22 protein-coding genes and 2 tRNA genes are annotated in these 22,760 nt (G+C 59.7%); 7 read left to right on the top strand and 17 right to left on the bottom strand.

Features of this window, described 5'->3' with window-relative positions; genetic code table 11:
- Positions 1-13: 13 nt before the first annotated feature.
- Genes ACEVJL_RS13515 through ACEVJL_RS13500 form a run of 4 tightly spaced genes read left to right on the top strand, consistent with a single transcriptional unit; the run spans position 14 to position 2,746 of the window.
- Positions 14-931 (top strand): Mu-like prophage major head subunit gpT family protein, encoded by a 918-nt coding sequence (locus ACEVJL_RS13515; protein WP_374738149.1) that lies wholly within the window; start codon positions 14-16, stop codon positions 929-931.
- Between the two features lie 10 nt (positions 932-941).
- On the top strand, positions 942-1,853 hold the full coding sequence (locus ACEVJL_RS13510) for a phage protease (protein WP_374738148.1): 912 nt from the start codon (positions 942-944) through the stop codon (positions 1,851-1,853).
- Between the two features lie 15 nt (positions 1,854-1,868).
- On the top strand, positions 1,869-2,180 hold the full coding sequence (locus ACEVJL_RS13505; RefSeq protein ID WP_374738147.1) for a hypothetical protein: 312 nt from the start codon (positions 1,869-1,871) through the stop codon (positions 2,178-2,180).
- Entirely contained in the window at positions 2,180-2,746 is a 567-nt protein-coding gene (locus ACEVJL_RS13500) for a phage protein Gp27 family protein (RefSeq protein ID WP_374738146.1), read from the top strand. The genes ACEVJL_RS13505 and ACEVJL_RS13500 overlap by 1 nt, the downstream gene beginning before the upstream one ends.
- A 332-nt stretch (positions 2,747-3,078) precedes the next feature.
- Here the strand turns inward: ACEVJL_RS13500 and nagB are convergent, their stop codons facing one another.
- Genes nagB through ACEVJL_RS13485 form a run of 3 tightly spaced genes read right to left on the bottom strand, consistent with a single transcriptional unit; the run spans position 3,079 to position 6,320 of the window.
- Complete coding sequence (gene nagB, locus ACEVJL_RS13495) at positions 3,079-3,798, bottom strand: glucosamine-6-phosphate deaminase (protein ID WP_020989454.1); 720 nt, start codon at positions 3,796-3,798, stop codon at positions 3,079-3,081.
- Positions 3,799-3,822: 24 nt separating this feature from the next.
- Complete coding sequence (gene nagA, locus ACEVJL_RS13490; protein ID WP_008979927.1) at positions 3,823-4,938, bottom strand: N-acetylglucosamine-6-phosphate deacetylase; 1,116 nt, start codon at positions 4,936-4,938, stop codon at positions 3,823-3,825.
- Positions 4,939-4,940: 2 nt separating this feature from the next.
- Positions 4,941-6,320, bottom strand: coding sequence for an ROK family protein (locus ACEVJL_RS13485; RefSeq protein WP_374738145.1), 1,380 nt, complete (start codon positions 6,318-6,320; stop codon positions 4,941-4,943).
- Positions 6,321-6,777: 457 nt separating this feature from the next.
- Between ACEVJL_RS13485 and ACEVJL_RS13480 the strand changes: the two genes are divergently transcribed.
- The 3 genes from ACEVJL_RS13480 to ACEVJL_RS13470 all read left to right on the top strand — a co-directional run bounded on the left by ACEVJL_RS13480 (position 6,778) and on the right by ACEVJL_RS13470 (position 7,965).
- Entirely contained in the window at positions 6,778-7,650 is an 873-nt protein-coding gene (locus tag ACEVJL_RS13480; RefSeq protein ID WP_008979930.1) for a MurR/RpiR family transcriptional regulator, read from the top strand.
- Between the two features lie 97 nt (positions 7,651-7,747).
- Positions 7,748-7,835 (top strand) — tRNA-Ser (locus tag ACEVJL_RS13475).
- A 38-nt stretch (positions 7,836-7,873) separates the two neighbouring features.
- Positions 7,874-7,965 (top strand) — tRNA-Ser (locus ACEVJL_RS13470).
- 105 nt (positions 7,966-8,070) lie between these two features.
- On the opposite strand, the gene ACEVJL_RS13465 is transcribed toward ACEVJL_RS13470, so the two are convergent.
- The 14 genes from ACEVJL_RS13465 to accC form a co-directional block, all read right to left on the bottom strand.
- Positions 8,071-9,303, bottom strand: coding sequence for a glycerate kinase type-2 family protein (locus tag ACEVJL_RS13465; protein WP_374738144.1), 1,233 nt, complete (start codon positions 9,301-9,303; stop codon positions 8,071-8,073).
- A 226-nt stretch (positions 9,304-9,529) separates the two neighbouring features.
- Positions 9,530-10,903, bottom strand: a complete 1,374-nt coding sequence (locus ACEVJL_RS13460; RefSeq protein WP_374738143.1) for a penicillin-binding transpeptidase domain-containing protein — start codon at positions 10,901-10,903, stop codon at positions 9,530-9,532.
- On the bottom strand, positions 10,890-12,701 hold the full coding sequence (locus tag ACEVJL_RS13455) for an FtsW/RodA/SpoVE family cell cycle protein (protein ID WP_368076365.1): 1,812 nt from the start codon (positions 12,699-12,701) through the stop codon (positions 10,890-10,892). Before ACEVJL_RS13455 ends, ACEVJL_RS13460 begins: the two co-directional genes overlap by 14 nt.
- Before the next feature lie 164 nt (positions 12,702-12,865).
- Entirely contained in the window at positions 12,866-13,321 is a 456-nt protein-coding gene (locus tag ACEVJL_RS13450) for a MarR family winged helix-turn-helix transcriptional regulator (RefSeq protein ID WP_008979934.1), read from the bottom strand.
- A 65-nt stretch (positions 13,322-13,386) separates the two neighbouring features.
- Positions 13,387-13,812 (bottom strand): 3-hydroxyacyl-ACP dehydratase FabZ, encoded by a 426-nt coding sequence (gene fabZ, locus ACEVJL_RS13445; RefSeq protein ID WP_008979935.1) that lies wholly within the window; start codon positions 13,810-13,812, stop codon positions 13,387-13,389.
- Between the two features lie 3 nt (positions 13,813-13,815).
- The gene (fabF, locus tag ACEVJL_RS13440) at positions 13,816-15,057 is read right to left on the bottom strand and encodes a beta-ketoacyl-ACP synthase II (protein ID WP_374738142.1); all 1,242 of its coding nucleotides are present in this window, start codon (positions 15,055-15,057) and stop codon (positions 13,816-13,818) included.
- Positions 15,058-15,077: 20 nt separating this feature from the next.
- Positions 15,078-15,821, bottom strand: a complete 744-nt coding sequence (fabG, locus tag ACEVJL_RS13435; protein ID WP_374738141.1) for a 3-oxoacyl-[acyl-carrier-protein] reductase — start codon at positions 15,819-15,821, stop codon at positions 15,078-15,080.
- 4 nt (positions 15,822-15,825) lie between these two features.
- Complete coding sequence (fabD, locus tag ACEVJL_RS13430; RefSeq protein ID WP_374738140.1) at positions 15,826-16,755, bottom strand: ACP S-malonyltransferase; 930 nt, start codon at positions 16,753-16,755, stop codon at positions 15,826-15,828.
- Positions 16,752-17,816, bottom strand: coding sequence for an NAD(P)H-dependent flavin oxidoreductase (locus ACEVJL_RS13425; RefSeq protein ID WP_235398444.1), 1,065 nt, complete (start codon positions 17,814-17,816; stop codon positions 16,752-16,754). The genes fabD and ACEVJL_RS13425 overlap by 4 nt, the downstream gene beginning before the upstream one ends.
- Position 17,817: 1 nt before the next feature.
- On the bottom strand, positions 17,818-18,744 hold the full coding sequence (locus ACEVJL_RS13420) for a nitronate monooxygenase (protein WP_374738139.1): 927 nt from the start codon (positions 18,742-18,744) through the stop codon (positions 17,818-17,820).
- Positions 18,745-18,765: 21 nt separating this feature from the next.
- The gene (locus ACEVJL_RS13415; protein ID WP_374738138.1) at positions 18,766-19,704 is read right to left on the bottom strand and encodes a beta-ketoacyl-ACP synthase III; all 939 of its coding nucleotides are present in this window, start codon (positions 19,702-19,704) and stop codon (positions 18,766-18,768) included.
- A complete protein-coding gene (locus tag ACEVJL_RS13410; protein ID WP_374738137.1) occupies positions 19,701-20,510 on the bottom strand; it encodes an acetyl-CoA carboxylase carboxyltransferase subunit alpha in 810 nt (269 codons plus the stop codon). The genes ACEVJL_RS13415 and ACEVJL_RS13410 overlap by 4 nt, the downstream gene beginning before the upstream one ends.
- Entirely contained in the window at positions 20,507-21,391 is an 885-nt protein-coding gene (gene accD, locus ACEVJL_RS13405) for an acetyl-CoA carboxylase, carboxyltransferase subunit beta (RefSeq protein ID WP_374738136.1), read from the bottom strand. Before accD ends, ACEVJL_RS13410 begins: the two co-directional genes overlap by 4 nt.
- The gene (gene accC / locus ACEVJL_RS13400; RefSeq protein ID WP_325207782.1) at positions 21,392-22,759 is read right to left on the bottom strand and encodes an acetyl-CoA carboxylase biotin carboxylase subunit; all 1,368 of its coding nucleotides are present in this window, start codon (positions 22,757-22,759) and stop codon (positions 21,392-21,394) included.
- Position 22,760: the final 1 nt, after the last annotated feature.

The following is a 22,760-nucleotide window of genomic DNA, read 5'->3' as shown; positions in this document are numbered from 1 at the left end:
GAGGACAAACCAAATGATTATCAACAGCGGCACAATTAGGGAAGCATTTCAGAGCTTCAACACTGTGTTCAACAAGGCGTTCCAGGAGATGGAGGCACAGTACCCACGCGTGGCTATGGAGGTCCCCAGCGAAACACGGGACGAAAGCTACGCATGGCTGGGAGCTGTCCCCTCCATGCGGGAGTGGATTGGTGACAGGGAAATCAAAAATCTATCCGCCTACGGCTACACCATCCGCAACAAGGACTTTGAGCTGACCGTGTCTGTACCCCGCAACGATTTGGAAGATGACTGCATCGGTGTCTACAAGCCCATGTTCCAGGATTTGGCCTACAGCGCCCGGAAGCACCCGGACAAGCTGGTGTTCGGCCTGTTCCCCCGGTCCTTCACGGAGCCATGCTTTGACGGTAAGCCTTTTATCAGCGATGACCACACCCCTGCCGTCGAGGGGAAAATGGTCAATCCCCAGAGCAACAAGGGAACGTACAAACTCACGCCCGACAGCTACGGCGCAGCCCGCACCCAGATGATGTGCCTGGTGAACGACCAGGGCGAGGTTATGAACATCGTCCCGGATTTGCTGGTTGTGGCACCTCAAAAGGAAGCCATCGCCCGGACTATCCTTATGGCGGATGAAATCCACCAGGAGGTCAACATCTACAAGGGCACCGCCGAGCTACTGGTGGTGCCGGAGCTGGCCGCCAACCCGGAGCAGTGGTTCCTGCTGTGTACCAAGCGCCCCGTCAAGCCCTTTATCTTCCAGAACCGCCGCAAGCCGCAGCTTGTCGCAAAGGACAGCCCCAGTGATGACAACGTGTTCTTTAGTAAGGAATTCATCTACGGCGTGGATGCCCGCTGCAATGCCGGGTATGGCCTGTGGCAACTTGCCTTTGGTTCCACCGGCGAGGCAGATATGCCTACTGAGGCATAAGGAGGGCGCTATGGACATCAAGTATATTTTTCTGAGCAACTCCCTTCCTTTCGAGGAAAGCGGCTACAGTGCCCAGACGCCCCATAAGCTGGTAAAGCTTCTCCCCCTGGGGCTGGTTCACAGCACAAAAGGTGATTTCCTGGTGGACAATGAATCCTTTCAGTCTATCCGCTGTAAATTTGCGGAGCGGCAGCTCCAAATTCCCATCGACTACGAGCACCAGACATTGAAGGATATGCAGGCCCCGGCGGCGGGCTGGATTAAGGATATCGTGCTGAAAAGCGACGGCATCTATGGGGCTGTAGACTGGACAGATCGGGCGGTGGAGTACTTGAAAAACCGGGAGTACCGCTATCTATCCCCGGTCATTCTGACCCAGGGGAAGGAGCGGCGGGTGGTTGCGCTCCACTCTGCGGCCCTCACCAACACCCCCGCTATTGACGCCATGGCACCTATTGCCTGTAGTGATAAGCCCAACGAAGGCGAGGGCAGCGCGGATCAGGAGAACGCAGTGGACGGCGGCAAGGACACTGTGGCGGAGCTGGCGTCGCTTTTGCAGCTTGATCCGTCCGCCACCATGGAGGATATCTATCAAGCGGTTGCCGCCTTGCTGGAAGGACAAGAAGCCCTAAAGCTCAAAGCAGACGCCTACCAATTTGAGGTTGCCCGGATGAAGGCGGACGGCGTGGTGATGGAAGCCCTAAAGGACGGGAAGGTGCTGCCCTTCCAACGTGACTGGGCGTTCCAGTCCGCAATGAATGACATGGACGGTTTCACTCTTTGGCTCAAGACCGCGCCCCAAGTTGTGCCTATGGGTGAAGTTTGTCCCGAGAATCCTCCCCAGGCGCAGCGCCATCATTCCAGAGTCCACGAGTTGATGGGGCTGTCTGCTGAGGATATCGCAAAATACGGGAATGTCTAATAGGAGGGTTTGACCATGGATTTTGAGAAAATCGGCGGTCACAACGCCGCCGTCCGGGGGTATATCCTCCGTATGCTGGTGAAGGGCTACCATAATGCCCTGGCCGTCCGCCGCATCTCCAACTGCCTTGTCCGGGACGGACTGGTTTCTGACCCGGATATTTGGGAGCCTTTGAAATACCTCTATGATATGGGTTTCATTGAGTTCACCAACAAGAAGATCACGCCCGACACCGCTTATGAGCAGGACGGTGTGGCACGGTTAACCACGAAGGGCGTCCATTTCATTGAGAACGGCGGCGACCCGGAATCGGGGATTGATTTGTGATGGGTAAGCCCAGGAAGCCGCGCTCAGACGCGAAGCTATATCAGCTTCCAAAGACCGTTCTGGACGGCGTTAATGAGCGGTTGGTGAACTACAACATGAGCTATGCCGATATCATTGCATGGCTCGCGGAGCAGGGCTATAAAGTCAGCCAATCGTCTCTGTCCCGCTACGCCTTCAAAGTGTTTGAATCGGCGCAGCGTGTCGCCGATGACCTGGAGAAGACCAAGTACATCATTGATGTTATCGGCAGGAATCCCGATCTGGACACCACTGAGGCCACCAGCGCAATCCTTAAAAGCGGGTTGCTACAGAAGATTTCCTCCGCTGAGGAAGAATTCAATAATATGCCCATTGAAAAGGCGGGGCGGCTGTTTGTCCAGCTGGCCAAGGCCGAGGCTGACCGCAAAAGGACGGACTACGCCACCAAACGGAAAGCGGAGCTTGCCTTTGACCAGATGGAGGCGGACTTGCTGGCCCAGGTTCGGCAGTACCCGGATTTGGTTGCACAGTTGAAGGATGTACTCAACCAGGCCCGAACCCGGATAGCCAGCACAAACCTTGAATAAAGCACAGCAGCGGCCCATCTTCATGCCATGAAGGAGGCGGGCCGCTGTGCATACTTATTCGATTTTCTTTCAGTTATTCCCATTTAAACGTCGTTTAATTGCAGATAAAACCGCGTCTTTCAAGGTTCTTCAATTACGTTTTACGTGTCCCGTCACAATTGCAGCTGCAAAAGATCCTGAGTGATATCGGCCATAAAAGAAAACCTCCAAAAAGTGAAACGTGGCAGCGGCGCTGGCCGCCTGCTGGTTTACTCTATGCTGTCAGAGTGTTGGAGGTGACAAAAAGGGAGCAGCCCATCGGGCTGCTCCCTTTTTGGAAAGGAATGAAAAAATCAGATGAGAGACAGGGCTTCCTCGTCGGCCACCAGGATGAAGTCCTTGTGGTACTGGAGGATGGAAGCGGGGACCTGAGGAGTAACAGGACCGAAGAAGGCGTCCTTAATAGCCTGAGCCTTGTTGGCGCCGGAGGCCACCATCAGCACGCGCTGAGCCTGCATGATGTCACGCACGCCCATGGTGTAAGCGTGAGTGGGAACCTCGTCAATGGAGGCGAAGAAACGCTTGTTGGCATCGCGGGTGCTCTCGGTGAGAGTCACCTTGTGGGTGCCCAGGGAGAAGTGGTCGTCGGGCTCATTGAAGCCGATGTGGCCGTTAACACCCAGACCCAGCAGCTGCAGGTCGATGCCGCCAAAATCAGCGATCAGCTTGTCGTAACGCTCACACTCGCCGTCGCCGTTGACACCGCTGGGCACGTTGGTGTTGGCCAGATCGATGTTCACGTGGTCAAACAGGTTGTGACGCATGAAGTAGGCGTAGCTCTGGTCGTGGTCGGGGGTCAGACCAGCGTACTCGTCCAGGTTGACGGAACGCACGGCGGAGAAGTCCAGATCGCCGGCCTTGTTCCACTCGATGAGCTGCTTATAGGTGCCGATGGGGGAGGAGCCGGTGGCCAGGCCCAGCACGCAGTTGGGCTTGAGCTGGATCTGAGCAGCAATGATGTGGGCGGCAGCGCGGCTCATGGCATCGTAATCTTTCGCCTTGATGATTCTCATAGCAGTTTCCTCCAATAATATGATTTAAATGATTTTGTTGCCGTCGATGTAGACGGAATCCAATTCCAGATCCTCGGTGAGCAGGAGCAGGTCAGCCTTCTTGCCCACAGCGATGGAACCAATCTCGTGGTCCAGCCGGACCGCCTTGGCGGGGGCGGAGGTGAGGGCGGTGATGGCATCCTCCAGAGGCAGGCCGAAGGAGACTACGTTCTGCAGCTCCTGCAGCAGGTTGGAGGAGGAGCCGGCCAGGGTGTCGGTACCCAGCAGGGTAGCCCGGCCGTTCTTCATCTCGATGGGCTGGCCGCCCAGCTCGTACTGGCCGTCGGGCATACCCGCGCAGCGCAGGGAGTCGCTGATGATGACCAGCTTCTTGCCGAACATGCGGTGGGTGGCACGAATGACGGCGGGGTGGATGTGCAGGCCGTCGCAGATGAGCTCCACGGTAGCGCCGCTGTCCAGAGCGGCGGCGATGACGCCGGGCTCACGGTGGAGCAGGGAGGGCATACCGTTATACAGGTGAGTGGCATGGGAGGCGCCGGCCGCATAGGCAGCCATGGCGGTCTCATAGTTGGCGGTGGTGTGGCCGATGGAGACGGTGCACACCTTGGAGACCTCCTCGATGAAGGGGATGGCGCCCTCCTCCTCGGGGGCCACGGTGACCAGGCGGACCTGGCCGCCGCTGGCGGCGTTGAGGCGGTGGAACATCTCCGCGTCGGGCTTGTGTAGGTTCTCAGCGGCCTGAGCGCCACGCTTGGCGTAGGAGAGGAAGGGACCTTCCAGATGGATGCCCGCACACTTGGCGCCGTCGGCGGGGCGGACAAAACCACGGATGGTCTCCATGGCGGGGGTAAGAACCTCCTCCTTCAGAGTCATGGTGGTGGCCAGGAAGGAGGTGACGCCGTGAGCGGCGTAGTGCTTGGACATGGCGGGCAGACCCTCGGGCTTACCGTCGGAGAAGTCCTCGTTCATGGCACCGTGGGTATGCACGTCGATGAAGCCGGGCACCAGGTACTTGCCCTGGGCGTCCACATCACAGGGCCATCCGGCGGGGCCGATGGCGGTGATGACGCCGTTCTCCACGGCCACGGAGCCCTTCTGGAACTTGCCGTCTACAAATACATTTGCGTTTCCGATGATCATGATTACACCTCCGGCAGAGAAGCGGCAGCGGCGCTCTGGCCTACCCGGCGGGTCTTCTCGTCGGGCAGAGAGGGGAACAGCTTGCCGTTGCACTCAGGATACTCGTCCGCCAGCACGCGCTTGGCCTCCTCCAGAATGAGGTCGCCGCCCTTGCCGGACATGACGCGGCCCAGCAGCAGCACGTGCTTGCAGTGGTAGAGATCATAGTAGTAAGCCAGAGCATGGCCCAGATAGGTGCCGATGGAGCGGTAGACCTCCTTAGCGCCCTCCTGATCCTCTTCCATGCACTTCTGGACAACCTTCAGCTTCTCAGCGGGAGACAGGCTCTCATCCAGCTGGATACCGGCACGGGGAGCAAGCTTGATGACGCCGTCCTGAGAGAAGTACTTCACGCCGCAGCCGATGTCGCCGGACCACTCGTCCTCCATGGCGTCGGGGTTGGCGTCCACAGGCATGAAAGCCAGCTCGTTGAGCCAGCCGGTGATGTTGCCGTGCTCGTCCACGTAGCCCACGGCCTCGCTGGTGCCCATGGCGATACCCAGCACGTTGTTCTCGCCCAGGCCCATAGCACCGGCCAGAGCGGACACGTCACCGTCGTTGCACACCACCAGGGGGATGTTAGGACCGAACACGTCACGGGCAGCGCGGATATAGATGTCCTTGACCTTGGCGTCAAACTGCTCCTTGGGAACCTTCAGGAACAGGGAGGCCACCATGGTGCGGTTGTCGATGTAGATACCGGCGGAGGACACGCCCACCGCGTCCACGCGGGGCATCTTCTCAGCGGCGGACTTGAAGGCGGCTACGATGCCGTCATAGTGGTAGTCGGGATCGGAGTTGGTCTTGGGGAACCATACGACCTCCTCGGAGTAGACGCTCTCGCCGTCGATCACAGCGGACACCTTGCGGTCGCTTCCGCCGGCGTCAAAGCCGATGCGGCAGCCGTCCATGTGGCGGCCGATGGCCTGGGAAGCACCCTTCTCCTCGGGTACCTTGTCGCAGAAGACGACCTCGAAGGGGTGCTCATACACGCCGGCCATAAAGTCGGCATCAAAAGCCCGCTTGCCGGTGAGGGAGAAGGTCTCCTTCAGGTAGTTATACACGTCCTCATCGCCGCTGACATAGACCTTGAAGCCGCCCTGGAGCCACAGCATGGACTTGACCAGCCGGTCGGCATAGTAGTGGTCAGCCTCACGCATCTCGGGGGTGCCATGGATAAAGGTATTGCACACCGCTACCTGGCCATTGGAGCGCTCCACCGCGAAGGAAACGGGCTTCTTAGCACTCTGAAGGAACGCGCGGTTGAATTTGAGAATGGGCATGAACTCGGGATCTAAGCTGGGGCTGTTTTTAACCTGAAACTGGATTCCGTAGCGATTCATGACAAACGCCTCCTGGTTTGAAAAAAATTTTGAAAATTCGTTGCGGATTTTCCATGGGAAAGCTATAATGAAAAAACAAGGGAAAAGTAGGCTGGGGAGAAGAAATGATTTTCCGTAAACCGTATTTTTTCCTTTTAAGATGTAAACTCATTTTATCATGAGAATATGTACTTGTCATCTAAAATCGAAAAAAATTTTAGACAAATTATCAAGATGAAAATAATTTTCATAACCTCTGTTTTTCGATAAAAGTTTCGAAAATCAGATTTTTTTTAAAAATAAGCCTTTTCTTTCCTGAAATAGGGGATTGAATTTCAAATCGAAAAAAGACAAAAAATTATGTAAACAAAAAGACGGAAGGTACAGAAAACCGGACGATGTGACAAAGAGGCACAAAAGTCTATGTAACAGACTGGTTTTTTTCCGATCAGCATCATCGAAAGGAGTCCAGACAAGTATGACCACCCAGGACGTTTTTGAGACGATCAGCAGTCAATATTTCCAGCTGACAAATTCAGAAAAAAAGGTGGCCGACTATGTATTGTCCCACCGCATTGACGCGCAGTACATGTCCATATCTGAGTTGGCAGAAGAATGCGAGGTGGCGGATGCCACCATCTCCCGGTTCTGCCGCCGGCTGGGTGTGGGAGGATACAATGCGTTCAAGCTGGAGCTGGCCAAGGCCTCGATGGCAGCCAGAGCTGGCAATACGACGGCGGAGAGTCAGGCCATCGTCTCTCAACCGGAAGACAATACAGCCTTTGATTTGCTGTGCCGCCGCAGACTGCGGGAGAACATCTCGGCTCTGGAGCAGACCGTGAAGCTGATCAATGGGGACCAGCTGCGCCAGGCAGCAGAGCTGCTTCACTCTGCACGCCGGGTGATCTGCATGGGACAGGGAAGCTCCATGGTGCTGGCAGAGGAGGCCTGGACCCTGTTTTCCACCATCTCCTCCAAGTTTGCCTTTATTTCTGATTCCCATTTTCAGCTCAACAGCATTGCCCTGATGTCCAAGGAAGATGTGGTGCTGTTTTTCTCTTATTCCGGGTCTACTCGGGAACTGCAGGATGTGCTGGCGGTATCCCGGCCTATGGGGGTCAAGGTGATCCTGGTTTCCCGCTTCCCCAAGTCGCCCGGCGGACAGCTGGCGGATCTGGTGCTGCAGTGCGGCTCCAATGAGGGACCGCTGCAGGTAGGTTCTGTCACCGCCCGTATGGCACAGCTGTTTGTGCTGGATCTCTTATTTACTGAGGTCTGCAATCTGGATCCTGAAGGTGTGATCGAAAGCCAGGAGCGGGTGGCGGAAGCTGCGTCGCTGAAGCACCTGTAAAAGAAAAACGATTGTTTTTCGGAAAGCTGGTTCTGGGGGATTGACAAAAGGGGTTCTATGTGGTATTATCTTATTCGCCTCTGATTGAAAAAGATGAGGAGAGATGTCCGAGTGGTTTAAGGAGCCGGTCTTGAAAACCGGTGACTCGTCAAGAGCCGTGGGTTCGAATCCCACTCTCTCCGCCACTTTTTTCGGAACATAGGTTTTAGGATAAATAGCACTTGCAGAAGTACCCAAGTGGCTATAAGGGGCTCCCCTGCTAAGGGAGTAGGCGGGTAAAACCGTGCGGGGGTTCGAATCCCCCCTTCTGCGCCAGTTCGCCGCAAGCGTAAAACGCTTGCGGCGAACTTTTTTATTGTTTTGAACAGCAGAAAGACGCGGCCTCGGCCGCGTCTTTCTGCTTATGATAGAGAAGGAGAATCAACGTTTGAGCAATACAACGGATACATCATTCACATTGGTTCCTGTGGGGCCTGTGACCAGCAGTCCGTCCACCGCCTTCAGGGCGTGGTAGGCGTCATTGTCGGCCAGAACCTGATGAACAGATAGTCCGGCATCGGAAAGACGCTGCATGGTGTCTCCGTCTACGATGCCGCCGGCGGCGTCGGTGGGGCCGTCTGTGCCGTCAGAACCCAGAGAGAAGACCACGGTATCCTTCATACCTGCGATCCCGGGTGCAGCAGCCAGAGCCAGCTCCTGATTCCGGCCGCCCAAACCGGAGCCGGTGAGCTGGACGACTGTCTCGCCGCCAGCCAGGAAGGCCAGGGCATGATCGGAATCTTCGTGGCTCTTGGCGATGGAGGCCAGGAAGGAGCCGACCTCCTTGGCCTGACAGCACAGCCGGTCAGTCAGAACGGTAGGCTCATACCCCAGCTGCCGGCAGGCCTGAGCGGCCGCGGCGCACAATTCCCGCACACTGCCGGTGATGACAGTCTCCACATTGTCCAGCTGCTTGGGAGTCTCCACATCCAGCAGAGCCTTCATCTCGTCGGTGAGGGAGAGGTTGTATTTTTCCACAGCGGCCCAGGCATCTTCCCGGGTAGAGCTGTCGGGATAAGCAGGTCCGGAGGCGATCATATCCAGAGGATCGCCCAGAATGTCAGACAGAACGATGGCGTACACCTGGGCGGGGGCGCACAATTGGGCAAATTTGCCGCCCTTGACTGCGGAGAGACGCTTACGCAGGGTGTTCATCTCCACAATGTCTGCCCCGCAGGCCAACAGATCCTTGGTAAGCCGAGCCAGATCCTCGCCGGGGACCAGGGGACTTTCAAACAGGGCAGAGCCGCCGCCCGAGACCAGAAAGACCACAGTGTCCTCTGCAGTAAGATTCTGAACCAGATCCATGGCGGCCCGGGTGCCGCGGAAAGAATTTTCATCCGGGACGGGGTGACCGCCTTCATAAACCGTGCAGCGGGGAATTTCGCCCTTGCTGTGGTCGTACTTGGTGACCACCACGCCGGCGGTGAGGCGGTCTCCCAGCATTTGGGCAGCGCATTGAGCCATCTGCCAGGCTGCTTTTCCGGCAGCGACCAGATAGATCCGACCACCGGAAAATTCTTTGCCCTCCAGGGCGCGGCGTACGGCTGCATCGGGCAGACAGGCGGCCAGAGCGCTTTGAATGATTTGTTGGGCATCGGTACGAGTGGACATCGGGCAGACTCCTTTCCTACTGGTTCCATCGGATAAACCGGACTGTAAGAGGCAGGTGAACGGATTTTCTCTGCCTGGGGACAGGACAGCCCGGGTATGATTCTTACTATAACCATACCCCACAGAGCATTGGATCGGATATGAAAATTGCAAGATATTTTTAGATAAAATACAAAATACCCCCGAAGGAAACATCCTTCGGGGGTATTTGCAGACAGAGCACGTATCAGTAGCCGTTGACCAGAGCGTCCAGAACTTGAGCGGCCACATTGCCTGCTGCATTGGCGCCGCTGCCGCCCTCCTCCAGGACCACGACAAAGGCGTAGGGGGCGTCGGAGTTGCGCAGGAAGCCGGCAAACCAGGCATTCGGCTTTTTGCCGCCGCCTACTTCGGCGGTACCGGACTTGGCACAGATGTCCATGTTGGGGAAGCGGCTGCTGCCGTAGGTTTCCCGTACATTGTTGGCCATCATATCACCCACAACCTGAGCTGTGTCAGCATCGATGAGATGATCGGTCTTCTTGGTAAAGTGAGGTAGGAAAGGAAGGGGAAGGTCCCCCTCGGTTTTGGAAATCAGATAGGGCACGGCAGTCTTTCCCTGGTTGGCAATGGCGCCCATCCACACCATCATGGCGCAGGGATTGACCAGGTCGTTATACTGGCCTACACCGGACCAGCCGATCTGACTGGTGCTGGCACCGGTGAGATCAAAGCTACCCTTGGCGGTGGCAATGCCATCCACAGAATAGCTGTCCAGGATCCCTACTTTTTCCACATATTTGCTCATGGTTTCGGCGCCGAGTTCTGTGGCCAGCTGGGCAAAAACGCCGTTGCAGGAATTGGCCAGGGCGGAGTTGATATCCATTTCTCCGTGGGCGAAGGGACAGGTGATCTCCTCCCCGCCCACCGTGGTAGAACCGGTACAGGTGAACGAGCGGGAGAACAGATCGGGAATGTTTTCAATGGCGGCGGTAAGGGTGATGGTTTTGAATACCGAGCCGGGAGTAAATGTGCCGGAGAGGAAGCGGTTAAGGTAGACGCCTTCGTACTCAGGGTCCCCATCTTCGATGGTGGGAGGATTGGCCGGATCAAAGGTGGGGGTGGAGACCATGCACAAAATCTCACCGGTCTCATAGTTGTACACACCCACCGCACCTTTCTTGCCGTTCATCGCCTGGTAGGCAATATAGTTGAGGCGGGCATCCAGAGTGAGATAGAGGTCGTTGCCCTGGCCGAAGGGGTTGTCGGCTCCGGTGAGGAAGTTATAGCCGGAGAGCTGGTCGGCAAAGGCAACCAGGGCGCTGGTGCCGATGGAGCCGGAGAGATCACCCACTGCATGAAGGGTAGCCTTTCGCACAGTGGCGTTTTCATAGTACTGACGGTTGCCCGACTCATCCACCCAGGACAGTACGTCGCCGTCCCGGTCCAGCACCCGGCCGACTGCCAGGGAGCCGTTGGAGTTGTAGAGATGCCGGTTGGCGGCAAAGGAGGCCCAATCGCCACCCTTCAGGAAAAAGCGCAGGACAAACAGCCCAAGACCCAGAAGCAGAAGTAAGGTGAGGGCCAGGCAGACGAAGGTGCGTTTTTCAATCTTTTTCACGGGAGACCTCCTTTCGGGGGGCTCTGCTCTGGGGACCCAGGTTTCCAAGCCACTGAGGACCGTGAAGCTTAGGCGCGCGGATGGCAAAGCTGGCATTGCTGCGGGTATCGGCGGCCTTCAGGAAGGCCATCATGCCCCAGGAAGAGAGCATGGAGGAGCCGCCGTTGGAGACAAAGGGGAAGGTGACGCCGGTAAGAGGCAGAATATCCACCGAGCCCAGCACATTCAGCGTAGTCTGAAAGACCAGCAGGCTGGTGGCGGCACAGGCGGCAATGGAGTAAAAGCTGGAGCGGCCGGCCCGGCAGCATCGCACGGCAAACACCGCCAGAGCTACAATGCACAGCACCGACAGTACCGCGATGATAAGGCCCCACTCCTCACACAGCATGCCAAACACCAGATCGGTGTCAGCGGCAGACACGCGGTGGAGCCAGCCGTTTCCCGGTCCCACGCCGATGAGACCGCCCGAGGCGGCAGCGGACATGGTGCGGGTCTGCTGGAAGCCTCCGTCGGAGGCCTGTTCCCACACGTGGCCCCAGACCGCAAAGCGTCGCAGAATGTAGGGCTTGATGCTCACCAGGGTAAAGGCACCGAATACCGCGCCGCCGCAGATGAGAGACAAGGTGGCAAAGTCGCCCGAGCGCAGATAGGCGATCACCAGGAAGGTAACAAAGAAGATGGCGGCGGTGCCAAAGTCACTCATCAGGGCCAGGCAGCCCATGCAGGCGCCGGTCAGGACAATGAACAACCCCAGATTTCGTTTGCGGAACAGCCGGTCCAGGGTGGCGGCTCCGGCAAAGATGTAGCAGATCTTGGCAAGCTCCGAAGGCTGGAAGGAGAATCCGCCGATGCTGATCCAGTTGGCCGCACCGTATTTCACCTTGCCAAGGACGAGAGACAGGCTCAAAAGGAAGATGGCTCCGGCGGCCATGAGCCAACGGATCTTCTTTACCCGCTCCAGATCCCGGAGAAACAGCCCCAGAATCAGGAAGAAGATAAGGCCCAGAACCATAGAGAGGAACTGCTTGGGTACTGCACTGGGCGCGGAGGACGAGGTGACGGAGAGGGACAGCGTGGACAGGAAAAAGGCCACGGTCTCGATTTCAAAGCCAATGCGGCCCAGCGCGCGCATGGTGATGCAGTACAGCCACATTACCGCAGCCAGGCACAAAAAGGAGCCGGGAACCAGCAGCATGTGCTCTTCATCACCGGAGAAAAGAAACTGCAAGGCAGTCAGAACCTGGAAAAGAGTAAGTAAAATCAGAGAACCCCAGGGAGAGACCGGCTTGGTGTCGGTTTTGCGCCGGTGCTTGGTCTCCTGATCGGGGACGGGGAGCAATACGGTTTCCACGCCGCCCATGCTCAGTACATCGCCGAAGGAGACGGAAGAGCCTGCAGGATCAGCAGGAGTTCCGTTTACCGTGACGCCGCTCTTGGAACCCAGATCGTATACCGTCCAGCTGTCATCTTCGCTGCGGATGAGGGCGGCATGCTGTCGGGAGACCACCGGGTAGTTAAGTACTACGTCACAGCTTCCTGCCCGGCCCAGGATGTTTTCCCAGTGTGTCAGGGGCTCACTGGCTCCGTTTGGCAGGGACAGATAGGCCCAGACCTCTGGCTTTGGAGAGGCCTTGATGAGGGAGCGAATGATGCGCACCAGCATGGCCAGAGCCAGCAGGGGGAAGAGAAAGCGCAAAATCAGGGTGTACCAGGCGAAAGCCTGAGGGTAGTCTGCAGGCAGCTGCCGCAGGGCGAGTATGCCGGCCTGAAGACTGTCGAGAAATTGGGTCAAGTCCACCCCTCCTTTCAAAACGGGAGAAAAAAGGTTTGCTTACAGGATACTACATCTGTCCCGCCGATACAAGGGCGGTTTTGCACAAACACAGCTTGAAATGTGGAAAAAGCCATGAAAGCAGACAAAAAACGGTGCGGCAGCAAAGTTCTGCTGCCGCACCGCGGTGGTTAATTTTCGTGAGAGGGGATCTGATTCAGTTCGGGCATCAGCTCATCCGAGATAATGTTGAGCATCTCTTCCAGCTTCTCCACGTCCTGGGCAGGAAAGCGCTCTTTGATCCGGTCCATGACGGTAGAGAGATAGCGGTAGCTCACATTGTAGTAGTCGATATACTTTTGCGTTACCGACAGATGATACTCCCGCTTGTCATCGGGAGACTGCTCCTTGGTAATGTATCCCTTTTGGATGAGACTGTTGATCTTATAGGCGGCATTGGGCGGAGAGATGTTTACAAAGCTGGAGAACTCAGCGATGGTGGGGTGTCCCAGGGCATTGATGATCTCCATGCAAAAGGTCTCCACCGTGGTCAGACTGGCCTCCCGGGTTTGAAAGCGGGAAAAGACCGCCCGGTAGAAATGGAGCTTAAATTTTGTATACACGCGGTTGAATGACTCGTCCAGCATGACACTTCCTCCTGCACGTTCTAAAGTGATTCCAATATAGCAAACTTACAGGTGGAAAGCAACCGCTACTGGATCACAAAGGTAAGTTCGCAGCGGGCTGCGATCTTGCCATCCACCTTAGCTACCGCCTTGCCGAATCCGATGGGGCCGTGCTGTTCCACCAGTTCGCAGCTGAGCTCCAACACATCGCCGGGGAGAACCGGCTGTTTAAAGCGGGCGTTCTTCACGCCGCCGAAAATGGCCAGCTTTCCCTTGTTCTCGGGCAGAGACAGGGCGGCCACGGCTCCGGTCTGAGCCAGAGCCTCCAGGATCAGTACCCCGGGCATGATGGGCTTGCCGGGGAAGTGACCCACAAAGAAGGGCTCGTTCATGGTCACACATTTGATGCCGGTCGCTTTCACGCCGGGCTCACAGTCGGTGATCTTGTCCACCAGCAGGAAGGGAGGACGATGAGGAAGGATCTCCATGATCTGCTCAATATTCAGCTGCATCTCTTAACCCTCCCACTTCTGGAAGACCAGGCAGGTGTTGTGCCCGCCAAAGCCCAGAGAATCGGAAATGGCCACCTTGATATCCGCCTGACGGCCCTCGTTGGGGACGATATCCAGGTCACAGGCGGGATCGGGCACTTGATAGTTGATAGTGGCGGGGACATAGCCGTCCTTCAGCGCCAGCACGGAGAACATGGCCTCCACCGCGCCGCTGGCGCCCAGCAGGTGGCCGGTCATGGACTTGGTGGAGCTGACCATCAGATTCTTGGCGTGGTCGCCGAAAACTTGGTGAATGGCAGCAGCCTCGCCGCTGTCGTTGAGGGGAGTGGAGGTGCCGTGGGCGTTGACATAGTCTACCTGCTCGGGGGTCATGTCTGCGTCGGCCAGAGCCTGCTGGATGCAGGCGGCGCTCCAGGTACCCTTGGGATCGGGAGCGGTGATGTGATAGGCGTCGCAGGTGGCGCCGTAGCCCACCACTTCGCCGTAGATCTTGGCGTTCCGGGCCAGAGCGTGGTCCAGCTCCTCCAACACCAGGATAGCGGCGCCTTCGCCCATAACAAAGCCGCTGCGCTCGGCATCAAAGGGGATGGAGGCGCGGTTGGGGTCGCTGGCAGTGGTCAGTGCGCTCATAGAGGTGAAGCCGCCCATGGCCAGGGGGGTGATGGAGGCCTCGGCGCCGCCGGAGAGCATCACCTCGGCGTAGCCGTCCCGGATGTGACGGAAGGCATCGCCCACCGCGTTGCTGCCGCCGGCACAGGCGGCCACGGGGCAGATGCACATGCCGTGCAGGCCCAGCCGGATGGCGATATGGCCGGCGGCCAGGTTGGTGATAGACATGGGGATAAAGAAGGGGGAGACCTTGTCAAAGCCGCGGACATTGCCGGCCTCACAGGAGGACTGGATGGTGGCGATGCCGCCGATGCCGCTGGAGACGGACACGCCGCAGCGGGCAGTGTCCTCCTGCTCTAGGTTCAGGCCGCTGTCCTGAACCGCCTCTACGGCGGCGGTGACGGCAAACTGGGTGAAGCGGTCCATCCGGCGGGCCTCTTTCTTGTCCAGAGCCACGGTGGGATCAAAGTTCTTTACCTCAGCAGCCAGAGAGACCTTCTGATTGCTGTGGTCGTACAGGGTGATGGGAGCAATGCCGCACACGCCGTCTTTGACGGCCTGCCAGCTCTCAGCAGCGGTGTTGCCCAGAGGGGTGACCGCGCCGATGCCGGTGATGACAACGCGTCTTTTTTCCATAGTTAGCATCCTTTCTGCGGTCAAACCGCCATGCCGCCGTCTACACACAGCACCTGACCGGTGATGTAGGCGGCCTCGTCGGAGGCGAAGAAGGCTACCGCGTGAGCCACGTCCTCGGGCTGGCCCAGCTTAGCCATGGGGATGGTGGAGAGCATGGCTTCCTTAGCCTGCTCAGACAGCACGGCAGTCATATCGGTGTCGATAAAGCCGGGGGCCACAGCGTTGACGGTGACCTTCCGGGCAGCCAGCTCTTTGGCCAGGGACTTGGTCAGGCCGATCAGGCCCGCTTTGCTGGCGCAGTAGTTGGCCTGGCCGGGATTGCCCCGCAGGCCCACGATGCTGCTCATGTTGATGATGCGGCCGGAACGCTGGCGCATCATGGGGCGGTAGACGGCCTTGCAGCAGCAGAAGGCGCCCTTCAGGTTGGTGTCCAGCACCGCGTCGAAGTCTTCCTCTTTCATCTGCAGGGTCAGACCGTCCCGGGTGATGCCGGCGTTGTTGACCAGAATGTCGATGCGGCCGAAGGTATCCAGAACGGTCTTTACCATGTCCTGGCAGGCCTGGGGGTCGGCCACGTTGGCCTGAATGGCGATGGCCTGCACACCCAGGGTCTCACAGGCAGCGACGGTCTCCTGGGCGGCGGCGGAGTTGCCCGCGTAGTTCACCGCCACGTTGGCGCCCTGACGGGCCAGCTCCAGGCAGATGGCACGGCCAATGCCACGGCTGCCGCCGGTGACCAGAGCGATTTTTCCAGTTAAGCTCATGGACTTACTCTCCTATCAGGGCGGCGATAGCGGCCTGAAGCTCCTCGGCCGTCTCCACCGGATAGCATTTGATTCCTTTTACGGTCTTCTTCACAAAGCCGGACAGGGTGCGGCCGGGGCCGATCTCCACCACAGTATCCACGCCCAGCTCACCCAGGCGGCGAATGGTATCCTCCAGATAGACGCTGGACTGGACCTGCTGCTCCAGCAGGTTGGGAATGGTGTCCGCCTCGCCCTTCAGGTCGCCCAGGCAGTTAAAGAGGACGGGAATCTCCATGGCGCCGAAGTCCACGCTCTGGAATTTCTCCCGGAGGGCGTCCCCAGCGGGAGCCATCAGGGAGGTGTGGAAGGGGCCGCTCACCTTCAGGGGCAGCACCCGCTTGGCTCCGGCGGCCTTGGCCAGCTCGCCCGCCTTGTCCACGGCGGCAGCGTCGCCGGAGATGACGATCTGTCCGGGGCAGTTGAAGTTGGTGCATTCCACCACGCCAGCGTCGCTGGCTTCGGTACACACGGCCTTCAGGGCATCCCGGTCCATTCCCAGCACCGCGGCCATGCCGCAGGGACGGCCCTGAACGGCATCGGCCATGGCCTGGCCGCGGAAGGCTACCAGGGAAATGGCGGTCTTGGCGTCAAAGACGCCAGCGCACTGGAGGGCGGAATACTCGCCCAGGCTCAGTCCAGCGGCGTAATCGGGGGTGATACCCGCCTCACGCAGCAGGGCGGTAACACCGGCGGCAAAGGCCACCATGCAGGGCTGGGTGTACCGGGTGTCATTGAGCTGGTCCTCGGGGCCGTCAAAGCACAGCTTTTTCAGGTCGAAGTCCACCGGGGCGCTGTCCAGCACCTGGCGGAAGGCGGGGTAGATCTCATACAGGTCACGGCCCATGCCCACATGCTGGGCGCCCTGGCCGGCATACAAAAAGGCAAGTTTCACGTTGAAACCCTCCATTCATTCATCAGTTCGTCCATGATGTCCCGGACATGGACCATCCGGTCCAGCCGCTCCACGTTGGAGCCGCTGAAAAACAGGCCTTCCTCCCGGTTGCCCTTCACCGCCTCAATGAGAGCGTGAGTGATGCAGAAGGGAATCTTGGCAGGGGCACACCCCTTGATGCACTGGGAGCACTTGGTGGGAGCCTGACGCAGGCCATGCTCCAGCCGCTCCACCAGGGGAGTGCGTACCGCACGGCCAGGCATGCCCACCGGGCTGTGGATAATGGCCAGATCGCTCTCTTTGGCCTCAAGAAGTACGTCCTTATAGCCCTGGGAGGCATCGCACTCGTAGGTGGCGATAAAGCGGGTGGCAAGCTGCACGCCCGCGGCTCCCAGCTTGGTGTACCGGGCCAGGTCGGCTCCGGTGTACACGCCGCCCGCCACAAAGACGGGGATGGGGTGGCCGTATTTCTCCTCGTAGGGACGAACCTCAGCCAGAACGCCGGGCAGGAGTTCCTCCAGCGTGGGACAGCTTCCAGCTTTCAGCTGTTCCTCGTCAAAGCCCAGGTGTCCGCCCGCGTCTTTACCCTCCAGCACGATGAAATCGGCGGTGGTGTGGTACTTGCGGTCCCAGGTCTTTAAAATGAGCTTGGCTGCCCGGGGAGAGGAGACAATAGGCGCCTTGGCAGTGCCGCTCTCGCCTACCAGTTCGGGCAGGTCCAGGGGGAGTCCCGCTCCGGACACTACCGCGTCCACACCGGCGGCTACGGCAGTGCGTACCGCGTCGGCGTACTGGACAGTGGCCACCATGGCGTTGACCGCGACCATTCCAGCGCCTTTGGCGATCTCCTTGGCTTTGCCGATCTCCTGCCGGAGAGCCCGGAGATTGGCCTCAAAGGGATTCTTTGCAAAATCGGCTTCCAGATAGCCCGCATCGGCGGTGCTGACGGTGCCCATGCCGCCGCAGGCGGCTACCGCCCCGGCCAGTCCTCCCATGGACACGCCCACACCCATGCCTCCCTGGAGGATGGGCAGGGCCAGTTCATGCTTTCCGATGCGCATCTTACTTCTCCAGCTCGGCAAGGCGCTTCTCGCAGCCGGCCTGGAGCTCCTCGAAGATCTGGCGCAGAGGCTTGATCTCGTGGAGCATACCGGCCACCTGACCGGCCATGACGCTGCCAGTCTTCACGTCGCCGTCGAACACGGCACGGCGCAGGCCGCCCAGGGTGAAGTGCTCCAGCTCCATGCGGTCGGCGCCCTCCCGCTCCTTGGCGATGTACTCGTTGGTCATCTGGTTGCGCAGGCAGCGTACGGGGGCGTCCACAGAGCGGCCGGTGACCACAGTGGAGCGGTCAGAGGCCTTCAGAACGGCCTTCTTGTAGTTCTCGTGGATGGGGCACTCCTCGCTGACCAGCAGGCAGGTGCCCACCTGAGCGCCGATGGCGCCCAGGGCGTAGGCAGCCAGCAGCTGGCGGCCGCTGGCAATGCCGCCGGCAGCAATAACAGGAATGTCCACCGCGTCCACCACCTGAGGCACCAGAGCCATGGTGGTGGTTTCGCCCACGTGGCCGCCGCTCTCGGTACCCTCAGCGATCACGCCGTCGGCACCGCGCTTGGCCACCAGCTTGGCCAGAGCCACAGCGGGGACTACGGGGAAGACCTTGATGCCCGCCTCTTTCCAGGCGGGGATAAAGCGGGAGGGGTCGCCCGCGCCGGTGGTGACCACAGCCACCTTCTCCTCGGCGGCGATGGCAGCCAGCTCCTCCACCTGGGGGTGCATGAGCATGATGTTCACGCCGAAGGGCTTGTCAGTGAGCTGGCGGCAGCGGCGGATGCTGTCCCGGAACACCTCGGGGGACATGCCGCCGGCACCGATCAGGCCCAGGGCTCCGGCGTTGGAGACCGCAGCGGCAAACTCGGCGGTGGCGATGTTGGCCATACCGCCCTGAATAAAGGGAAACTCAATGCCCAAAAGCTCGTTTAATTTCATAATAACCTCCAATCCGTCCGCTTACCACTGGAACAAAGCGCCGCCCCAGGTGAGGCCCGCGCCGAAGCCCAGACACATGACCCACTGCCCCTTTTTCAGAAGGCCCTGCTCGGCCATCTCGTCAAGAGCGATGGGGATGCTGCCGGCGGACGTGTTGCCGTAACGGTCCATATTTTCATAAAAGCGGTTCAGCGGCATCTTCAGCCGCTTGGCCACCGATTCTACAATGCGGTGGTTGGCCTGATGGGGTACGTACCAGTCCACCTGCTCCTTGTCCATCCCAGCCTTTTCAAGCAGCTGCTTGGCCACTTGAGGGACGGTTTTCAGAGCAAACTGGAAGACACCCTGACCGTCCATGTGAAGGCAGGGACGTTCCGGACCGGGGCCCCACGCCCAGAGGACATCCCGGTCGCCCCGGGTGCCCAGCACGCTGTACCATCCGGCTTCCGTGCTCTCCACCACCGCTGCGCCCGCGCCGTCACCAAAGAGAATGCAGGCGGAGCGGTCGTCCATATCCACGATGCGGGAGAGCAGCTCGCCGCCTACCAGCAGGGCGTAGGGGCGGTTCATACGGGGCAGCATGGCCGCCGCCGTCTCCATGGCGTAGAGAAAACCAGTGCAGCCCGCGCTCAAATCAAAGGCGGGGCAGTCCTCGGGAAGGCCCAGCTCCTGGTGGATGAGACAGGCCTGGGAGGGAAAGAGTCGATCGGAGGTCACCGTGGCGGTGATGCACAGGCCGATGTCCTCCGGTTTCAGTCCCGCCCGCTCCAGAGCCTGCCGGGCGGCGGCTACGGTAAACTGGGTGAGGGACTCTCCCTCCCGGGCAAAACGCCGTTCCCGGATGCCGGTGCGGGCCACGATCCACTCGTCGTTGGTGTCTACCCGGCGGGCCAGGTCGTCATTGGTTATGATTTGGTCCGGAACCGCCCGGCCAGTGCCAAGGATGTGCAGTCCGTTCATGTTTCTTTCTCCTCCCGGACCGCGCCCATGGCGCGGAACTTTTGATAGCGGTGGGCGGCCAGGTCCTTCTCCCGGCTCAGCTGGCTGAGGTGGCGGGAAATAGCCTTATCCACGGCGGTGTACACCGGACGGGGATCCACATGAGCCCCGCCCTCGGGCTCAGAAATCACCTGGTCCACCACGCCCAGATGCAGCAGATCGTCGGCGGTGAGCTTCATCACGCCTGCGGCCTCATCGGCCCGGGAGGCGTCCTTCCACAGAATGGAGGCGAAGCCCTCCGGGGAGAGTACCGAGTAGATGGCGTTCTCCAGCATAACGATCCGGTTGCCCACGGCCAGCGCCAGGGCGCCGCCGCTGCCTCCCTCGCCGATGACCACGGTGACCACCGGGACGGTGAGGGAGCTCATGAGAGCCAGAGAGGAGGCGATGGCCTCGCCCTGGCCCCGCTCCTCCGCCTCCAGACCGGGGTAAGCGCCCGGGGTGTCTACGAAGGTGATGATGGGGCGGCCGAATTTCTCGGCCTGGCGCATCAGCCGCTGGGCCTTGCGGTAACCCTCGGGGGAGGGCATGCCGAAGTTGCATTTCATGTTTTCCTCAAAGTTGCGTCCCTTCCGGTGGCCGATGACGGTGACCGGTTTTCCGTGAAAGCGGGCGATGGCCCCAAAGATGCTGGGGTCCTCCCGGCACAGCCGGTCTCCCTGGCAGACAAAGACGTCGGTAAACAGGTTGTGGACGAAGTCCATGGTGCCGGGGCGGCCCGGCATACGGGCGATCTTTACCCGCTGGGCGGCAGTTAAGTTGCTCATCGGTGGAGAACCCCCTTTCGATGCAGGGCCAGCAGCTGGGAGAGGGTCTGGCGCATCTCACGGCGGGGGACGATTTGGTCCACAAAGCCGTGCTCCTCCAGATACTCGGCCCGCTGGAAGCCCTCGGGCAGCTCCTGGCCGATGGTCTGCTGGATAACCCGGGGACCGGCAAAGCCGATGAGTGCCCCAGGCTCAGCCAGAGTGATATCGCCCAGAGAGGCAAAGCTGGCAGTGACGCCGCCGGTGGTGGGGTGGGTGAACACTGAGATGTACAGTCCACCGGCCTGAGAGAAGCGCTCAATGGCAGCGCTGGTCTTGGCCATCTGCATAAGGGAGAGGATTCCCTCCTGCATCCGGGCGCCGCCGCTGGCGGAAAAGATGATGAGAGGCAGCTTGTGCTTCTGGGCATATTCCACGGCCCGGGTGATTTTCTCGCCCACGGCCACGCCCATGCTGCCCATGAAGAAGCGGCTGTCCAGAACGGCGAACACCGCCTGGCGGCCGTCCAGCTTTCCAACAGCGGCCACCGCCGCATCGCTCAGAGCGGTCTTTTCCCGCTGGGCGGTGAGCTTGCCTTCATAGCCGGGGAACTCCAGGGCGTTGGGTGCGGTGAGCTCGGGCCACAGCTCCTGGAAGGTGAAGGGATCCAGCAGCAGAGAGAGACGCAGGTAGGCCCCGATAGGCAGGTGATACCCGCAGTGGGGGCAGACATACTCCGTCTTCACCAGCTCCTGGTTTTGGCACTCCCGGCCGCAGCCCGGACAGGTCTGGGAGCCGCCGGCGGGCACGTCTGAGCGCTTGGCAGCGGCCTCCACGGCCTGCTCCCGCTGACGGCGCAGTCGGTCCAGCCGGTCCCGGCGGGAACGAAACAGTGGTTGCATTTAGTCCTCCTTATCCCAGCCCAGCAGCTCGTCCTGATGGGCGGCCAAGAATCCTGTATCATACTGGCCCTTTACAAAGTCGGGGTGATGCAGGATCAGGTGACAGAAATCGGCGGTGGTGGGGTATCCCTCAATGATCATCTCTTCCAGGCAGCGGCGCATGCGCCGGATGGCCTCCAGACGGGTGGGGGCGTGGACAATGACCTTGGCTACCAGAGAGTCATAGTAGGGAGATACCTCATAGCCGTTATACAGCATAGAGTCCACACGAACCCCGGGGCCGCCGGGGAAGTGGACGAAACGGGTGGTGCCCGGCGCGGGGCGGAAGTCCTGAGTGGGGTTCTCGGCGTTGATGCGGCACTCCATGGCGTGGCCCCGGAGGACAACGTCCTCCTGCTTGACCGACAGAGGCAGTCCAGCGGCAATGCGCAGCTGCTCCCGCACCAGGTCGATGCCGGTGACCATCTCGGTGACCGGGTGCTCCACCTGAATTCGGGTGTTCATTTCGATAAAGTAGAAGTGCCCCTCCTGATCCACCAAAAACTCGATGGTGCCGGCGTTTTCATAGCCGGCAGCCCGGGCAGCGGTGACCGCGGCCTGGCCCATGGCCTCCCGGAGTGCGGGGGTGAGAATCTTAGAGGGGGATTCCTCCACCAGCTTTTGATTCTTGCGCTGGATGGAGCAGTCACGCTCGCCAAGATGGATCACATTGCCATGGCGGTCGGCCAGGATCTGAAACTCAATGTGCTTGGGGTTGAGAATCAGCTTCTCCAGATAGAGCTGTCCGTCTCCGAAGCAGGCCAGAGCTTCCGCCCGGGCCTTCTGGAACTTAGCCTCCAGGTCCTCGGGGCGGTCCACCCGGCGCATACCACGGCCGCCGCCGCCGGCGCTGGCCTTGACCAGCACAGGGTAGCCGATTTTTTCGGCAATCTCCTGGGCCTGCTGGGCGGTCTCCACCGCTCCGTCGGAGCCGGGGACCACCGGGACGTTGTGCTTCTGCATCAGCTCACGGGCCGCAGACTTATTGCCCATCATCCGGATCACATCACCGGAGGGACCGATGAAGGCAAGACCCATCTGGGTGCAGCGGTCAGAAAAATCTGCGTTTTCTGAGAGAAAACCGTAGCCGGGATGTACGGCGTCACAGCCGGTCTCCTTCGCTACGGTCAGCAGAGCGTCCACATTCAGATAGCTGTCCGACGCTTTGGCCGGACCGATGCACACCGCCTGGGAAGCCAGCTGGACGTGGAGGGCGTCGGCGTCGGCCTGAGAATAGACCGACACCGTCTCCACGCCCAGCTCCCGGCAGGCGCGCATGATACGTACCGCGATCTCGCCGCGGTTGGCGATCAAAACACGCTGAAACATC

The organism is Flintibacter porci (genome assembly GCF_041925195.1).
Taxonomy (GTDB): domain Bacteria; phylum Bacillota; class Clostridia; order Oscillospirales; family Oscillospiraceae; genus Lawsonibacter; species Lawsonibacter porci.
This window is presented reverse-complemented; position numbering and strand designations above follow the sequence as displayed.

Excerpts from the sequence above, each read along its gene's own strand:
- ACEVJL_RS13515 (WP_374738149.1), top strand. The coding sequence starts at position 14 with ATGATTATCAACAGCGGCACAATTAGGGAAGCATTTCAGAGCTTCAAC.
- ACEVJL_RS13510 (WP_374738148.1), top strand. The coding sequence starts at position 942 with ATGGACATCAAGTATATTTTTCTGAGCAACTCCCTTCCTTTCGAGGAA.
- ACEVJL_RS13505 (WP_374738147.1), top strand. The coding sequence starts at position 1,869 with ATGGATTTTGAGAAAATCGGCGGTCACAACGCCGCCGTCCGGGGGTAT.
- ACEVJL_RS13500 (WP_374738146.1), top strand. The coding sequence starts at position 2,180 with ATGGGTAAGCCCAGGAAGCCGCGCTCAGACGCGAAGCTATATCAGCTT.
- nagB (WP_020989454.1), bottom strand. The coding sequence starts at position 3,798 with ATGAGAATCATCAAGGCGAAAGATTACGATGCCATGAGCCGCGCTGCC.
- nagA (WP_008979927.1), bottom strand. The coding sequence starts at position 4,938 with ATGATCATCGGAAACGCAAATGTATTTGTAGACGGCAAGTTCCAGAAG.
- ACEVJL_RS13485 (WP_374738145.1), bottom strand. The coding sequence starts at position 6,320 with ATGAATCGCTACGGAATCCAGTTTCAGGTTAAAAACAGCCCCAGCTTA.
- ACEVJL_RS13480 (WP_008979930.1), top strand. The coding sequence starts at position 6,778 with ATGACCACCCAGGACGTTTTTGAGACGATCAGCAGTCAATATTTCCAG.
- ACEVJL_RS13465 (WP_374738144.1), bottom strand. The coding sequence starts at position 9,303 with ATGTCCACTCGTACCGATGCCCAACAAATCATTCAAAGCGCTCTGGCC.
- ACEVJL_RS13450 (WP_008979934.1), bottom strand. The coding sequence starts at position 13,321 with ATGCTGGACGAGTCATTCAACCGCGTGTATACAAAATTTAAGCTCCAT.
- fabZ (WP_008979935.1), bottom strand. The coding sequence starts at position 13,812 with ATGCAGCTGAATATTGAGCAGATCATGGAGATCCTTCCTCATCGTCCT.
- fabF (WP_374738142.1), bottom strand. The coding sequence starts at position 15,057 with ATGGAAAAAAGACGCGTTGTCATCACCGGCATCGGCGCGGTCACCCCT.
- fabG (WP_374738141.1), bottom strand. The coding sequence starts at position 15,821 with ATGAGCTTAACTGGAAAAATCGCTCTGGTCACCGGCGGCAGCCGTGGC.
- ACEVJL_RS13425 (WP_235398444.1), bottom strand. The coding sequence starts at position 17,816 with ATGCGCATCGGAAAGCATGAACTGGCCCTGCCCATCCTCCAGGGAGGC.
- ACEVJL_RS13420 (WP_374738139.1), bottom strand. The coding sequence starts at position 18,744 with ATGAAATTAAACGAGCTTTTGGGCATTGAGTTTCCCTTTATTCAGGGC.
- ACEVJL_RS13415 (WP_374738138.1), bottom strand. The coding sequence starts at position 19,704 with ATGAACGGACTGCACATCCTTGGCACTGGCCGGGCGGTTCCGGACCAA.
- ACEVJL_RS13410 (WP_374738137.1), bottom strand. The coding sequence starts at position 20,510 with ATGAGCAACTTAACTGCCGCCCAGCGGGTAAAGATCGCCCGTATGCCG.
- accD (WP_374738136.1), bottom strand. The coding sequence starts at position 21,391 with ATGCAACCACTGTTTCGTTCCCGCCGGGACCGGCTGGACCGACTGCGC.
- accC (WP_325207782.1), bottom strand. The coding sequence starts at position 22,759 with ATGTTTCAGCGTGTTTTGATCGCCAACCGCGGCGAGATCGCGGTACGT.